This window comes from Pseudomonas sp., assembly GCF_030683065.1.
GTDB lineage: Bacteria > Pseudomonadota > Gammaproteobacteria > Pseudomonadales > Pseudomonadaceae > Aquipseudomonas.
The window spans coordinates 1-15,546 of the sequence record NZ_JAUXMX010000019.1 but is presented as its reverse complement, the minus strand read 5'-3'; the positions used below and the strand labels follow the sequence as shown (position 1 = coordinate 15,546).

Annotated in this window: 11 protein-coding genes and 2 rRNA genes; 3 read left to right on the top strand and 10 right to left on the bottom strand. The window is 59.7% G+C overall.

The window, feature by feature from the left end:
- Positions 1 to 20: 20 nt before the first annotated feature.
- The 5 genes from rimI to Q8K09_RS04305 form a co-directional block, all read right to left on the bottom strand.
- The gene (gene rimI, locus Q8K09_RS04325) at positions 21 to 473 is read right to left on the bottom strand and encodes a ribosomal protein S18-alanine N-acetyltransferase (RefSeq protein WP_305253752.1); all 453 of its coding nucleotides are present in this window, start codon (positions 471 to 473) and stop codon (positions 21 to 23) included.
- A 67-nt stretch (positions 474 to 540) separates the two neighbouring features.
- Positions 541 to 1,326, bottom strand: a complete 786-nt coding sequence (locus Q8K09_RS04320) for an energy transducer TonB (RefSeq protein ID WP_305253751.1) — start codon at positions 1,324 to 1,326, stop codon at positions 541 to 543.
- Positions 1,323 to 2,870: a 2-isopropylmalate synthase gene (locus Q8K09_RS04315; protein ID WP_305253750.1), complete on the bottom strand. Its 1,548-nt coding sequence runs from the start codon at positions 2,868 to 2,870 to the stop codon at positions 1,323 to 1,325. The genes Q8K09_RS04320 and Q8K09_RS04315 overlap by 4 nt, the downstream gene beginning before the upstream one ends.
- A 591-nt stretch (positions 2,871 to 3,461) precedes the next feature.
- A complete protein-coding gene (locus Q8K09_RS04310; RefSeq protein WP_305253749.1) occupies positions 3,462 to 4,706 on the bottom strand; it encodes a saccharopine dehydrogenase family protein in 1,245 nt (414 codons plus the stop codon).
- A 30-nt stretch (positions 4,707 to 4,736) separates the two neighbouring features.
- Positions 4,737 to 5,834, bottom strand: a complete 1,098-nt coding sequence (locus tag Q8K09_RS04305; protein ID WP_305253748.1) for a carboxynorspermidine decarboxylase — start codon at positions 5,832 to 5,834, stop codon at positions 4,737 to 4,739.
- 425 nt (positions 5,835 to 6,259) lie between these two features.
- Between Q8K09_RS04305 and mksB the strand changes: the two genes are divergently transcribed.
- The 3 genes from mksB (at position 6,260) to mksF (ending at position 11,088) form a co-directional block, all read left to right on the top strand.
- Positions 6,260 to 7,504 (top strand): Mks condensin complex protein MksB, encoded by a 1,245-nt coding sequence (mksB, locus tag Q8K09_RS04300; protein WP_305253770.1) that lies wholly within the window; start codon positions 6,260 to 6,262, stop codon positions 7,502 to 7,504.
- 69 nt (positions 7,505 to 7,573) lie between these two features.
- Entirely contained in the window at positions 7,574 to 8,260 is a 687-nt protein-coding gene (gene mksE, locus Q8K09_RS04295; RefSeq protein ID WP_305253747.1) for an Mks condensin complex protein MksE, read from the top strand.
- Positions 8,257 to 11,088 (top strand): Mks condensin complex protein MksF, encoded by a 2,832-nt coding sequence (mksF, locus tag Q8K09_RS04290; RefSeq protein WP_305253746.1) that lies wholly within the window; start codon positions 8,257 to 8,259, stop codon positions 11,086 to 11,088. The genes mksE and mksF overlap by 4 nt, the downstream gene beginning before the upstream one ends.
- Before the next feature lie 52 nt (positions 11,089 to 11,140).
- On the opposite strand, the gene Q8K09_RS04285 is transcribed toward mksF, so the two are convergent.
- The 5 genes from Q8K09_RS04285 to Q8K09_RS04265 form a co-directional block, all read right to left on the bottom strand.
- Positions 11,141 to 13,444, bottom strand: a complete 2,304-nt coding sequence (locus Q8K09_RS04285; RefSeq protein ID WP_305253745.1) for a PqiB family protein — start codon at positions 13,442 to 13,444, stop codon at positions 11,141 to 11,143.
- A complete protein-coding gene (locus Q8K09_RS04280; RefSeq protein WP_305253744.1) occupies positions 13,437 to 14,060 on the bottom strand; it encodes a paraquat-inducible protein A in 624 nt (207 codons plus the stop codon). Before Q8K09_RS04280 ends, Q8K09_RS04285 begins: the two co-directional genes overlap by 8 nt.
- Positions 14,047 to 14,706, bottom strand: coding sequence for a paraquat-inducible protein A (locus Q8K09_RS04275; RefSeq protein ID WP_305253743.1), 660 nt, complete (start codon positions 14,704 to 14,706; stop codon positions 14,047 to 14,049). Before Q8K09_RS04275 ends, Q8K09_RS04280 begins: the two co-directional genes overlap by 14 nt.
- Before the next feature lie 158 nt (positions 14,707 to 14,864).
- A 5S ribosomal RNA gene (rrf, locus tag Q8K09_RS04270) occupies positions 14,865 to 14,980 on the bottom strand.
- Between the two features lie 145 nt (positions 14,981 to 15,125).
- Positions 15,126 to 15,546: ribosomal RNA gene (locus Q8K09_RS04265) — 23S ribosomal RNA — on the bottom strand; the annotation flags it as partial.

Below are 15,546 nucleotides of genomic sequence, written 5' to 3'. Positions count from 1 at the left end.
CCGGGCGACGGCTACTGCGCTCAGTCGAGCAGCGTGCAGGCCATTACCAGCGCATCTTCGCGACCACCTGTGGATGGGTAGTAGTCGCGACGCCGGCCGATTTCATTGAAACCGTAACGCTCGTACAGGCGATATGCTACCTGGTTGCTGGCACGCACTTCGAGGAAGCATTCGCCCGCTTTGAGTTCCATGGCGCGCTGCATCAAGCGCTCCAGCAGCAACAGGCCGAAACCACGGCCCTGGCTCTCCGGTTTTACGGTGATATTGAGCAGATGAGCTTCGTCGATGATGACGTTAATCACCCCGTGGCCGACCTGCTGCAGACCGTCGAACATCACCCAGCAATCGTAGGACTTGAGGCTGTCGAGGAAGATGCCACGGGACCAGGGGTGACTGAATGCGGCGCACTCGATGCTCAGTACCGCCTCGATATCCGCCTCGGTCATCGGGCGGAAAGAAATCGTTTCACTCATTCAGATTGGCTCAATAGACGGTGGGATGCTGGGCGACGCGGTCCGAACCAGGCGACTCTGAACGCGCTCAAGAGGCAGCCAGCCAGCGTTGCCGTACCCGGCGCATGGCGTGCCACAGCTCAGCCTTGCGTGCGGGCTCGTCCATCAGCAGCTCCAGCCCCGGCAGCGCCCAGGCAGCACCCAGGCCTTCGACCTGCAACTCACGGGTGTAGGCCTCGGCATTGGCATCGCCAGCAAAACGGATAGCCGGCAAGCCCACTAGCCACAGGCAGCGGCAGGGGGGCTGTTGTTCAAGGCGCGCAGAGATAAAGCTCTGTACATAATCCAACGCTGCCTGCGGCCCCTGATCCATGCTGCCGCGCGCTAGCAATGGCCAACGTACCGGCTCACCGACCAATTGCGGGCTGTCTGGCAGGCCGGCGGCGCGCAGCAAATCCTTGAGTAGCAGGTAAGCCGGATCGCGACCCTGCAAGGGCTCACCGGTAGGCAACTCGACCAGCAAGGCGCAGTCGCCGGCACGCAATAGCTGTAGGGCGAAACGCGGCGTAGGTGCAGCCACCGGCTTGGCCACTCCAGGCGTCTCGGCCTCAGCGTTGATATCCACTTTGGCGCTACGGGCCGTGACGACAGGTCGCGGCACCTCGATCTTTGGCCGTTCGAGGTGCGGCTCAGGCCTGCTCGACGTCGCGGTGGGTAACGCGGCAGGTGGCTGGGCCGCGACGGGCACCTCCGGCTCTGCTGGCTGCAGCACCTGCGGGCGAGAGGGTGCTGCGAAAGGCAGCTCCACGCGGGGCAGCCAACTAGCCACCTGCATGGCACTCAGGTAAGCGCGACGCCGCAGCTCCTCAATCAAACGTCAGCCACCTGCGGGTGCGCCTTATGCCCAGCCTGCATCAGGTTCAGGGCATTGATATAGGCCTTGGCCGATGCCACCAGAATGTCGGTATCGGCACCATTGCCGTTGACGATGCGCCCGGCTTTTTCCAGGCGCACGGTGACTTCGCCCTGGGAGTCGGTGCCCTCGGTAATGGCGTTGACCGAGTACAGCTGCAGACTGGCCTGCGAACTGGCAATCGACTCGATGGCTTTAAAGGTCGCGTCAACCGGCCCGGAGCCCTGTGCGGCGGCACTGCGCTCCTGACCATCGACGCTGACCACGATCTGCGCCTGCGGCACTTCACCAGTCTTGCTCGCCACTTCCAGGCTCAGCAGTTTGAAGTGCTCGGGCGCTTCGGCGCTCAGGCTGTCTGAAACCAACGCTTGCAAGTCTTCGTCGAAAATTTCGTGCTTCTTGTCGGCCAGGTCTTTGAAGCGGGCAAACGCGGCATTCAGTTCGCCCTCGCCAGCCAGGACGATACCCAGCTCCTCCAGCCGCGCGCGGAACGCCGCGCGCCCAGAGTGCTTGCCCATGACCATCTTGTTGGCATTCCAGCCAACTGATTCGGCAGACATGATCTCGTAGGTTTCACGGTGTTTGAGCACGCCATCCTGGTGAATACCCGATTCATGGGCGAAGGCGTTGGCGCCGACAATCGCCTTGTTCGGCTGCACCGGAAAACCGGTGATACCGGAAACCATGCGCGAGGTGCTGAGGATGTGCGGGGTGTCGATGCGGGTGTGCACGCCGAGCAGGTCTTCACGGGTTTTAATCGCCATGACGATCTCTTCCAGCGCGGCGTTACCAGCACGCTCACCGAGGCCATTGATGGTGCACTCCACTTGTCGAGCGCCGGCCACCACAGCGGCCAGGGAGTTGGCTACAGCCAGGCCCAGGTCATTGTGGCAATGCACCGAAAATACCGCCTTGTCGGCATTGGGTACGCGATTGAGCAGCTGACGAATCATCTCCGCATACTGGTGCGGGATCGCATAGCCCACGGTATCCGGAATATTGATGGTGCGCGCACCGGCATTGATCGCCGCCTCGACAATCCGGCAGAGAAAATCGATCTCCGAACGCCCGGCATCTTCGCAGGAGAACTCCACATCGCTGCACAGGTTGCGCGCGCGCTTGACCGCATGCACCGCCTGCTCGACCACCTGATCCGGCTGCATGCGCAGCTTGTACTGCATGTGGATCGGGCTGGTGGCGATAAAGGTATGAATGCGCCCGGAGTTGGCGCCTTTGAGTGCCTCTGCGGCTCGGTCGATGTCACCATCGAGGGCGCGCGACAGGCTGCACACGGTGCTGTCCTTGATATTGTCGGCAATCGCCTTGACGGCGGCGAAGTCACCCGGGCTGGCAATGGCAAAACCCGCCTCGATCACATCGACGCGCAAGCGCTCCAAGGCCTTGGCGATGCGCAGCTTTTCTTCGCCGGTCATGGACGCGCCAGGGCTCTGCTCGCCATCACGCAGGGTGGTATCGAAAATAATGACGCGGTCGTTGCTGCTCATGCTGGTTTCCTCACGGATGCGCAGATGCACACGCCCAACGCAGGGGCGCATATCTATATACCGTGATTGTCGCGTGAAATGCGCCGGGCGGGAAGCGTGACGCGCATCGATGCCGCGTCGCGGCTAAAGCGGGATGCAGGTTTGATCGCACAAGCCTGCACGTAGGCTGGATGTCGCTCTTTACATCCACCAGCAACAGGCAACGGTGGATGTTCACCAGAAAGCAAAACGCCCGCCGAGATGGCGGGCGTTGGGCATTCGTAGGATGGGTTGAGCGCAGCGATACCCATCAAGGGATCGCCGCCAGCTATGCGATGGGTATCGCAGGCTCAACCCATCCTACGTTCTAAGCATCATCGCGGCCAAAGCCCCTCCCACGAAGCCGGAAACAAAACGCCCGCCAAAATGGCAGGCGTTGGGCCGATCGAGCGCGCTAGAGCCAGGCTAGGCGCAACGACCAACGGGAGTAACAGCCGCAGGCTGACCCGTAGGGTGAGCGCCAGCGAATAAAGTGCGCGAGGACGCGGAGTTTACTGCTGTAAATGAGCATCCGAGCGCACTTTCAACAACGCCTGGCCGACGCGCAGCCGATCAGAGGGTTTGATCCCAGGGGCGGTCGCCGTTGGCGTCCTTGATCCGGGTGGGCAGACCCATGACATCGAGCAGCTTGAGGAACGGCTCAGCCGGCAGCTGTTCGACGTTGGCCATGTGCGCCACGTCCCAGTCACCACGGGCAACCAGCAAGGCAGCCGCGACCGGCGGCACACCGGCGGTGTAGGAAATACCCTGGCTGTCGGTCTCGGCATAGGCATCAGCGTGGTCGGCGATGTTGTAGATAAACAGCTCGACCGGCTTGCCGTCCTTAGTGCCCTTGACCAGATCACCAATACAGGTCTTGCCGCTGTAGCCCGGCGCCAGCGAGGCCGGATCAGGCAGCACGGCCTTGACCACTTTCAGCGGCACCACGTCGAGGCCTTCGGCGGTTTTCACCGGCTGCTCGGAAAGCAGGCCTAGATTGTTCAGCACGGTGAACACGTTGATGTAGTGCTCGCCGAAGCTCATCCAGAAACGCACATTGGGCACGTTCAGGTGCTTGGACAGGGAATGCACTTCGTCATGCCCGGTCAGGTACAGATTCTGCTCGCCAACCACCGGCAGGTCGTCGGTGCGCTTGACCTCGAACATGCTGTTGCTGGTCCACTGATTGCTCTGCCAGCTCCAGACTTGACCGGTGAACTCACGGAAATTGATTTCCGGATCAAAATTGGTGGCGAAGTACTTGCCATGGGAACCGGCGTTGACGTCGAGGATATCGATCGACTCGATCTGGTCAAAGTACTCTTGCTGAGCCAATGCAGCGTAGGCATTGACCACACCCGGATCGAAACCGACACCGAGGATGGCGGTCACGCCTTTCTCCTGGCACTCGGCCAGGTGCTTCCACTCATAGTTACCGTACCAAGGTGGCGTTTCGCAGACCTTGCCCGGCTCTTCGTGAATGGCGGTGTCGAGGTAAGCCACGCCAGTATCCATGCAGGCGCGCAGCACCGACATGTTGAGGAAAGACGACCCCACATTGATGACGATCTGCGATTCGGTTTCGCGGATCAGCGTCTTGGTTGCGTCTACATCCATGGCATCCAAGGCATAGGCCTTGATCTCAGCCGGCTGCTTGAGACTGCCCTTGGCCTTAACGCTGTCGATGATGGCCTGGCATTTGGAGATGTTGCGCGACGCGATAGCAATCCGACCGAGTTCGTCGTTGTGCTGCGCGCACTTGTGGGCCACCACCTTGGCGACACCTCCTGCACCAATGATCAGAACATTCTTCTTCAATTTCTGTGTACCTCCTGTAACCGCCGGCCTTCAGGAAAGGCTGGACAGGTAATCATCAAAGCCAAATTCGCGAACCACCTCGACGCTGCCGTCGAGTTGTTTCACTACGATGGACGGCATTTTCAGGCCGTTGAACCAGTTTTTCTTGACCATGGTGTAACCCGCTGCGTCGATAAACGACAGCCGATCGCCGATAGTCAGCGGACGATCAAATTTGTACTCGCCGAAGATATCCCCTGCCAGGCATGACTTGCCGCACACCATGTAGGTGTACTCACCATTGCAGGGCTCCATCTTGGCATCGAGCCGGTAGATCAACAGATCGAGCATGTGCGCTTCGATGGAACTGTCGACCACGGCCAGGTGTTTGCCGTTGTAGAGCGTGTCAAGCACCGTGACTTCCAGCGAGGAGCTCAGGGTGATGGCTGCCTCACCCGGTTCCAGGTAGACCTGCACGCCGAAGCGCTCGGAGAAGGCCTTGAGCCGCGCGCAGAACTGATCCAGCGGGTAGTCGTCGCCGGTGAAATGAATGCCGCCACCGAGGCTGACCCACTCGACCTGCTCAAGCAGGTGGCCAAAGCGCTCTTCGATGGTGGTCAACATCTGGTCGAACAGCTCGAAGCTGTCGTTCTCACAGTTGTTGTGAAACATAAAGCCGCTGACCTGATCCATCACCGTGGCGATCTTTTCCGGGTCCCACTCGCCCAGGCGGCTGAATGGACGTGCCGGGTCGGCCAGCAGGTAGTCGGAACTGCTCACCTGCGGGTTGACTCGCAGACCGCGCACCTTGCCGGCGGACGCTTCGGCGAAACGCTCGAGCTGGCCTATGGAATTGAAGATGATCTTGTCGCTGTTGGCGAGCATCTCGTCAATTTCATCATCGGCCCAGGCCACGCTGTAGGCGTGGGTTTCACCGACAAACTTCTGCCGACCGAGCTTAAGCTCATACAGCGACGACGAGGTGGTGCCGTCCATGTATTGCTGCATCAGGTCGAACACCGACCAGGTGGCGAAGCACTTGAGTGCCAGCAGCGCCTTGGCGCCGGACTGCTCGCGCACATAGGCAATCTTCTGCAGATTAACCAGCAGCTTTTGCTTGTCGATGAGGTAGTACGGCGTCTTGATCATCTATGTGCCTATACAAGGTCAACCGGCAGGAAATCAGCAAAGCCGACCCCTCCCCAAAAAGTGGAGGCGAATTGTGCCGATAACCGGCGCATATCGAAAGAGCAATGGGGATATTTCGTCTGACTACCGACCGTTGGCGACGCTTTATCGCAAGCGATGCGGGGCTTGCTGAACGGCTCGACGGGCTCGGGGCATGATGATCACGTGCCGAGCCCGCAGCAAAACAGGTGACGCGGCCGTACCTGCGTTAAATACGGCATAGGCAACCCATGGGGCTTTTCAACGGCCCGCTAAAGATAAACAGCCTGAATGACAAAAATATGACTGACTGGACACAAAGCGCCTCCGATCAGTTCAGGCTCAATCGATTGCCGGCCGATGCAGTACAATCGGCGTTTTTCCCCAGATTGAGCGACCGGCCTTCGATGATCGATCCCAAGCGCGTACTGCGCGCCCTTGCCGAACACTGGACGCTACTCGAGCCGCTCTGCGAACGCTTCGATAGCGGCACCCTGAGCTTGGTTGAGCTGCGCAAACAGCTGTCGGCACAATTGCCGGAAAGCACGCCCGTGGACATTACCGCCCTGCTCGACCAGTGGATCCGCCTGGATATCCTGGTGCCAGAGGCCAAGAGCCCCAACCGCTTTGAGCTGAACGCACAGATCCACGACTTCCTCGCCTACCTGCGCCGCGAACACCGCCTGGGGCTGTGCCTGGAGATCGAGGCCTATTTACGCCACCTCGAACGCCTGGCCGGCTATATCAAGGATGCTTTCGAGGTGCGCGACGCCGCCGACCTGGCGCGTCAGCTGCGCTTGCTCGATATGCGTGTGCGCGATGTATTGAAGAAACTGGCCAACGACGAACAGGCCCTGGTCGCCGTGGCCGAACGGGCCAAGACCAGCGACCGGCAGATCCCGCTGCGCCAGCGTTACGCCGAGGTGCTGGCGACTTGGGACGAATACGTCGAACCGATGATCCAACTGGTCGCCGCCGACGGCGCCTTCGAGCAGGGCGTCAACCGCGTCGAGCACGTGCTGCTGCGCCTGCTCGGCGAACAGCAGCGCCTAGGCCAGCTGGTCGACGACGACCTGCTGCTGCGCACCCACGCGCGCATCCTGGAAATGCAGACCACCGCCCAACTGACCCTGCGCCGCGCCCGCGAGCTGCTACTGCCACTGCGCGAAGAAGCGCGTCGGCACAACGCCGTCACCCGCGGCGCGGCCCTGGCCCTGGCAGCGATCCGCCGCAAAGGCCTGGATGCCGTACCTCAGGCATCCTTGCCGTTGTTCAGTCGTCCGCAGAGCACCTTTCTCGGCACGGCGTCACAGGTCGAGGCTTACGTTTACGCCCTGGCTCGCTTCGAACCGAAGCCGGCGCAATTCCCCAAGGCCAGCACAACGCGCAAGGGTGAAGTACCGCGCGCGCCACGCACCGCCCGGGAAATGATCGAGCGCTGCGAACAGGCGTTACCGTTACCGGATCTGATGACGTGGCTGCTGGAGCAGGAAGCGGACGGTGCAACCGACGAACTGCTGTACTGGTTCTCGCGCCTGTCGCGCGATCCCCGCTTCCAACGCGAACGCCTGGAGCGCCGCGATTACCTGACCGCCGAGCACCAGGTCAGCCTGAGCTCCTTTGCCTTGCTCAGATCACCAGCCGGCCCGTAGCGTGCGCACCACCCACGAATCCACGGTGCGCACCGCGCACCCTACGCATAACGCGCTCAATGGATCGCCATGAATATTGACCTGAAAGAACTGACCCAACTGGCCCCGATCTTCCGCGAGCTGTTCAAGGGCTATCACGTCAGCCGCCGCGACCCGGAGCTGTATGCCCAGCTGTCCAACCAGCAGGATCAGTACCGCGCATTGTTCAAGGCGCTCGGCTATGAGCTGGTCTGCGACAGTCGCGGCTTCTACTATTTCGTTCCCGAGCAGATGGGCGCCCATGTCAACAAGACCGCCCAACGCCTGGCACTGTTCACCTTTATCCTCGTTGAACATTTAGCGGATCAGGGTCGCGACCCGCTGGCCGTACTCGATGGCGGCAGCATCGGCCGTGACGAGCTGCCGGCACTGCTGGAAAAATACCGCGACCTGTTTCTCCAGGCCGAAGTCACCAGCGTCGAGGAACTGGAAGAAAAAGTCATGCGCCGCCTGAACCAACTGGGCTTTGCCGGCGAAGAAAACGGCATCTACCGCTTCCTCGCGCCCATGCACCGCTTCCTCGATGTCTGCCTGAGCGTGCAGCAGGATCGCGACCTGGCTGCCACCCTGCACAGCGCCCAGCCATTGCCAACCCCTGCGCTACTGGACGATGAAACCGAAGACGAGATCATCAGCCTCGCCGAGGACGAGCTTGAAGAAGATGCCCTGGCTCGTGCCATGGCCGACGAACGCGCCTTACAGGAGATAGACGCATGAGCCAGGAACGCTATGGCATCCGCCGCTTCGCCCTGTTGAACACCGCCGGCTACAGCCTTGGTCTGTTCCCGCTGGAAAACCCGCTGTCGGTTTACGGGGCCAACAACCTGGGTAAATCCGCCTCGATCAACGCCCTGCAGTTTCCCATCCTGGCGCGCATGTCCGACATGAGCTTCGGCAAGTACAGCCTGGAGCAGTCGCGCAAGTTCTACTTCGCTAGCGACACCAGCTACATCCTGGTCGAAGTCGTCCTGCCCCACGGCCCACATGTGATCGGCGTGGCCGGGCGTGGCCCAGGCGGCGGTTTTGGTCACCAATTCTTTGCCTACCAAGGCGTGCTGGATCTGGCCCACTACCAGAAGGACGGCACTTGCCTGCGCCAACGCGAGCTGTTCAACGCCCTGGAACGCGAAGGCATCAAGGCCTTTGAACTGAAACCCGAAGAGCTGCGCCGTTTGCTGGTCGGCGGGCACACCTCGATTCCGCTAGACCTGACTCTGATCCCGCTACGCTCCACCAGCGAACAGAGCCTGAAGACCTTCCGCGCGCTGTTCATCAACCTGCTGCATATGCGTGAAATCACCGCCGCCAAGCTCAAGCAGCTGTTCCTCGATGCCTTCGAACACAGCCTGCGTTCGGGTAGCGTCGACTATATCGCCGCTACTGAAGAAGCGTTCCGCGATGTACGCCGCATGGAAAACGATTATCAGGCCCTGGTAACCGCCGGCCCGCTGATCGAGGCCCTGGCCGCTGGTGTCGCCCAGCGCGAACAATTGCGCGGCAAATTGCATCGCATTTCGCCATTGCTCGACTCGCTGCTCGGTACCTGGCAGGACTATGCCGGGGCGCGCAAGGATGAGCTGGTGATCCAGGCCGAACATTACCGCAGCGAACAGGACGGCTTGCAGCACGAGCAGCGCGGCGACACTGCAGAGCTGATGCGCATGGAGCGCGAGATCAGCGAAATCCAACGCTGGCTCGGCGAGCTCTCGGTGTTAAAAAACCGTTTTGCCCTGGTCAGCGATGTGCAGATGCTGGAAGCGCAACTGCTCGCCGCCAAGGACGCTCACGACGAACTGGCCGGCGCTCTGGCGCAGTCGCGGCAGTTCTCCAACGAAGACCTCGACGAGCGCCTGCGCGACCTGGACAAACGCCTCAAATCGGTCAAGCAGCAGCTCGAGTACGCCGACAACAACAGCTACTCGCGCCTGCGCGAAGAGTTCAGCCAAGCCGACGTCGACCGCCTGATGCGCCTGTTTAACGGCCAGCTGTTCAGCCTGCCGTTGGGTGAAAAAGGCATTCAGGTCAGCGATGGCGATGCCTGGGTGAAATCCCTGGAAACTGTGCTGAATGGTTTCAACGGCGAGCGCTTCGAAGTGCCCGGCCTATCCATCGACCTCTCGCATATCGAGCCTCCGGCCCTGCAGGCCTTGGCCGACCGCGCCGCCTTGCGCGACCAGAAAGACCGCCTCGAACGCGAATACAAGCAACTGAAAACCCAGCAGGCAGTAGCCGTCGACCGCACCGCCAGCAAGGCGCAGTCCGAACAGTACTACCAGGCCGTGCTGGACGCGCAGAAAGCCCTGGAAGACTTCCGCCGCAGCCAGACCCTGGCGGTGGAAGAAGACGCCAAGCTGGAGCAGCTGGCGCAACTGGAAGCGGCGCAGGACGAGCTCAAGCGCAGCAGCGATGCCTTTACCGAGCGGGTACAGCAACTGTCCGCCAAGCTGCAGCTTATCGGCCGCCAGCTGGCTGACCTGGAAGCCAAGCAGCGCACCCTGGAAGACGCCCTGCGCCGCCGCCAGCTGCTGCCGGCCGACATGCCTTTCGGCATGCCTTTCACCGACCCGCTGGACGACTCGCTGGATAACCTGCTGCCCCTGCTCAACGACTATCAGGATGCCTGGCAAGGCTTGCAACGAATCGACGGCCAAATCGAAGCTCTTTATGCCCAGGTACGCCTGAAAGGCGTGGCCAAGTTCGACAGCGAAGACGACGTCGAACGCCGCTTGCACCTGCTGGTCAACGCCTACGCCCACCGCCAGGACGAAGCCTTGACCTTGACCAAGGCGCGGCGTGCCGCCGTCACCGATATCGCCCGTACCCTGCGCAATATCCGCAGCGACTACGACAACCTGGAACACCAACTGGCGCTGTTCAACCGCGAGATCAACAAGCGTCAGGTCTCCAACCTGGAAAGCTTCCGCATCGTTCTGGCGCCAAACAAGGAGGCACTCAAGCATATCGACCAGATCATCCACAGCGCCGGCCAGTACGAACAAGGCGAGACCCTCTCGGTATTCGACCTGCAGCAGAGCAGCAACCAGGACAGCAAGAACGAGGAGGCCAAGGAATACCTGGCGCGCCTGGTAGCCGCCAACCATAACCAACTGGGCTTGAAGGATCTGTTCGAGCTGGCCTTCGAGATTACCAAGGTGCATGGCCAACCAGTGATCCACACCGACATCGATGGCGCGGCCTCCAACGGCACCACTATGACCATCAAGGCGCTGACCAACATGTACTTGCTGCTGCACCTGATGGACCGCGACCAAGCCGGGCGCATCCGCCTGCCGTACTACCTGGATGAGGCGGCGGATATTGACGAGAAAAACCAGCAGGCGCTGATCGAAACCAGCCTGCAACTGGGCTTCGTGCCGATCCTGGCCTCGGTCAAGCCGCAAGTCTCGGCTCATGTGGCCATCGACCTGGAAGGCGGCAGCGGGCCGAACGGGATCTATATCGATGAGACTGATTGGAAATACATCCAGCGCCGGGAGACCAGCAAAACGACCACTGAAGCGGTCAAGGCCCACGAGCTGGCCTGATCCATCCGCTAGAAACGACAAGGGCCGCGATTGCGGCCCTTGTCGTAAGTGGTTATTTCGGCAAAGCGATTTTCGGTGACCAGCGCAGCCACTCTTCCTGCGGCTCGTCAAACAGAGCAAAAGTCTGCCCCTGCATGGCCTGCGTACCCAGAGGTTGTTGCTCCGGTGTGGCGAATGCCACGCCACCCTCAATCAGGGTTTCCAGGGATTCGCTGCGCACTTTCACGCCCTTGAACAAACCGGCCTCGACACCAATTCCGGAGCTATTCCAGAACCGGCTGCCGGTACGTACCAGGCCGGCATAACGCGGCTCGACCAGCAGATGGATCAACACCCGATCTGCGGTCGGCCCGAGCTCATAGCCAGTCACCTTGCCCACCGGCACTTCGCGGTATGTCACCGGCACCCCGGCCTTCAGCGAGCTACGCCGCGTGGTGCTGAGCACCAGACGCAAGCCTGGCTCGTTCACAGCCTGGCTTGGCGGCTCGGCTAGCGCAACGAAATGAGTCTGCCTGGCCCCCACCCTATTCGCCGGCTGCACCTCCAGGTACTGGCCACTGACCAGGGTTTCCAGGTTAGCGGCACCCGCCAGACTCAACTGCGGCTTGACCACCCAGAACTGCGTGCCGAGACGAACGATTTGCTCAACCGCCAGGGTCACCCGGGCATGCAGGATTATCGCTTGCAGATCGTCACTAAGCTGGATGCGCTCGACAGTACCGACGTCTAACCCCTTGTAGCGAATTGCCGTACCCGGGCTCAGGCCGTCGCCACGTTCCAGTTGAATGGTAATTGCCACACCGCTCTGGATCGCACGATCACGGTCACCATACAGGTCGAAACGCTGCACCTTCCCGGCGACAAGTGGCGCCTGCAAGTTCTCGGTCTCAAACGCGATCCCCCCTGAAAGCAGGGTTTGCAGCGACTCGCTTTTCACCTCGACCCCAGACAGACCGCCCTTTAAGGTAATCCCACTGGCGTTCCAGAATCGCGTGCTGCTATTTACCAAGCGTGTGTACTCCGGTTCGATATGTACACCGAACACCACCTGCTGGCTGTTGCGCGTCAGCTGCACACTCTGTACCGAGCCAACCTTAAGTTGCCGATAGAGAATCGGGCTGCCCACGTCCAGCGAGCCGCGGCTGTCGCTGAACAACACCAAATGCAGGCCCGGTGCATCCAGGTTCAACGGCGGAGCCTTGGGACGCGCTGAAAAATCACGCTTGGCTACAGCGCCTTTCTCGCCTGGGCGCACGGCAATATAGTTGCCTTTGACCAGCGCTTCGATACCGGTGATGCCGGCAAGAGAAATTGAGGGTTTGACTACCCAGAACTCGGTGCCTTCGACCAGAAAATCTTCTGTACGCGGATCGAGGGTCAACTCGGCCAAGGCACCAGTGAGGTCGTCGTTGACCTTCAGCGCCTTCAAGGTTCCAGCCTGGATACCGTTGTACAGCACCGGCGTGCGCCCGGCTTGCAGGCCTTCGAAGTCGGTCATCTTGACCAGCACCTTGATGCCGGCCTGGGCGCTCTCAAAATCTTCATACAGACGAAACGGAATGCTGGGGTCGGTCGCCGGACTCTGCTTGCGATGCTCCGGCGTGGCAAAGGCAATGCCGCCTGCCACTATGCTGGCCAACGACTCACTGCGCAGCTTGAAGCCGGATAACCCCGCATCGATGCTGATGCCGCTGGCATTCCAGAAACGCGTGTGTTTGCGCACTAAAGCGGCATAGGTCGGCTCGATATAGAGCTTTACCTCGACCGTGGTCTGATCGTCGGCAAGGGCATAGCTTTTCACCCGGCCCACCTGAATTTGTTTGTAGAACACCGGAGTGTCGCGACTCAGCGAACCGAGACGCTCAGCCCTCAGGGTCAGGTGCAACCCAGGTCGATCATCCGATAAGGGCGGAGGCTCGGGCAGTGCCGCAAACTCAAGCGTAGGCTCTCCATCACCAGGACTCACCGCAATGTAATTGCCCGACACCAGGGTCTCCAATCCGGTAATGCCCGCCAGACTCACACTCGGCTTGACCAGCCAGAAACGCGTGTTGCTGCGTAACTGCGATTCAACCTTCTTGCTCATCTCTACGGTAGCGATAACGCCAATGCTTTCAGCACTGTCATCAAGCGTCATCGCCTTGACCTTGCCGATGGCCATGCCCTTGTAGATAACCTCAGTCTTGCCGGCCTGAATGCCTTCCCCGCTTGGAAAAACCACCTGAATGTCGATACCAGCCTGACTGTAGGCACGCCAACCCAGCCAGACACCAATCAGCAAGGCAATCAGCGGCAAGACCCAGATGGCCGACCAGTTTGAAGCAGGACGCGTTCTTGCCCTCGGTAGATCAGTCATGGTCGTCATCCGACTCCGTGTTATCCCAGATCAACCGGGGATCGAAAGTTAAAGCCGCCAGCATCGTCAGAATTACCACACTGGCGAAGGCTATCGAGCCGAAGCCAGGCTCGATGCTCGCAAGGCTACCGAACCGAACAACCGCTACTAGAATCGCGATTACAAAAATATCCAACATCGACCAGCGACCGATCCACTCGATAAAACGGTACATGACTACCCGCTGCCGGGCAGACATCGGCTGGTGGCGCTGTACCGAATACAGCAGCAAGCCAATGCCAATCAGCTTGAACGTCGGCACCACAATACTGGCGATGAATACCACTGCGGCAATCGGCAACATACCGAGACGCACCAGTTCGATGACCCCCGACATAATGGTGTCGGACTGTCCTTTTCCCAGCGAGTTGACCGTCATGATCGGCAATAGATTGGCGGGTATATACAGCAGCGCGGCAGTCAGCAGCAGTGCCCAGGTACGTACCAGACTGTCAGGGCGACGTGAGTGAATGACGCCTCCGCAGCGCGAACAGAACTGCTTGCTAGTATCAGGCTCCAGCTTATTCAGCATATGGCATTCGTGGCACAGCAACAGACCCGCATCAATCGCCCGCATAGGCCTCCTCCCCGGACAGTGCGTGCCAGATCTGATGCGCAGACATAGTCACTTCCAGCCAGATTTGAACCAATAACAATGCAACGAAACACAGCAACCCAATCCCCAGACTCAAGTCGGCAATATCGGCCAACTTGACGATCGCAACCAGAATGCCCATCAGGTAGACCTCAAGCATTCCCCAATCGCGTAAGTGGTGATAGACCCGATAAAACAATAAGCCATACCCACGACCGATATTCCAGGTAATGCTCAGCAACACTAGTAACTGGCACAGCAGCTTGAGCAAGGGCACCGCCATGCTGCAGAGAAACACCACCACAGCTACACCCTGCATGTCGCTTTCGTAGAGCCCGATTACGCCACTCCAGACAGTATCCTGGCTGGTCTGACCGAGAAGATTGAGTTGCATGATCGGCAGAAAATTAGCTGGGATATAAAGCAACAATGCGGCAAGCACCAGAGCCAGGCTGCGCCTCACGACATGGCGCCGCTGGGTGTAAAGCTCATAGCCACAGCGTGGGCACTCAGCCCGCTCCCCATCAGCCAGCTGGGGTCGGAGCATCAACATATCGCACTCATGACAAGCAACCAACTCATCCAGTGGTAGCGTCGACAATTCATGAGTGTCAGCCGAATCGGCCATATGTAATAGCTCAAGCAAGATAATTGACTAGTCTAGGCGAGCAGAGCGCAGAACCGCCCCCTAGGACAAGGAACACCGAACGGGCGGCGCACGATCTTTTCTGCGGTGCAAAGACAAACCCCCCACCTGCTTACGCAGATGGGGGGTTTGAAATACAAGCTTGACGATGACCTACTCTCACATGGGGAAACCCCACACTACCATCGGCGATGCATCGTTTCACTACTGAGTTCGGGATGGGATCAGGTGGTTCCAATGCTCTATGGTCGTCAAGCAATTCGGGTGGAACGCCGTGCTTCAGTTATGAAGTACGCTGTTCCAAAATGGGTATGTGACAGATGGTATTGCGTGGTCTTGCAGATTTTCGGCTGTTGCAGTCTTACGTCAAGCACACAAACAGCAAATTGTTTGGGTGTTATATGGTCAAGCCTCACGGGCAATTAGTATGGGTTAGCTCAACGCCTCACAGCGCTTACACACCCCACCTATCAACGTCGTAGTCTTCGACGGCCCTTTAGGGAACTCAAGGTTCCAGTGAGATCTCATCTCGAGGCAAGTTTCCCGCTTAGATGCTTTCAGCGGTTATCTTTCCCGAACATAGCTACCCGGCAATGCCACTGGCGTGACAACCGGAACACCAGAGGTTCGTCCACTCCGGTCCTCTCGTACTAGGAGCAGCCCCTCTCAAATCTCAAACGTCCACGGCAGATAGGGACCGAACTGTCTCACGACGTTCTAAACCCAGCTCGCGTACCACTTTAAATGGCGAACAGCCATACCCTTGGGACCGGCTTCAGCCCCAGGATGTGATGAGCCGACATCGAGGTGCCAAACACCGCC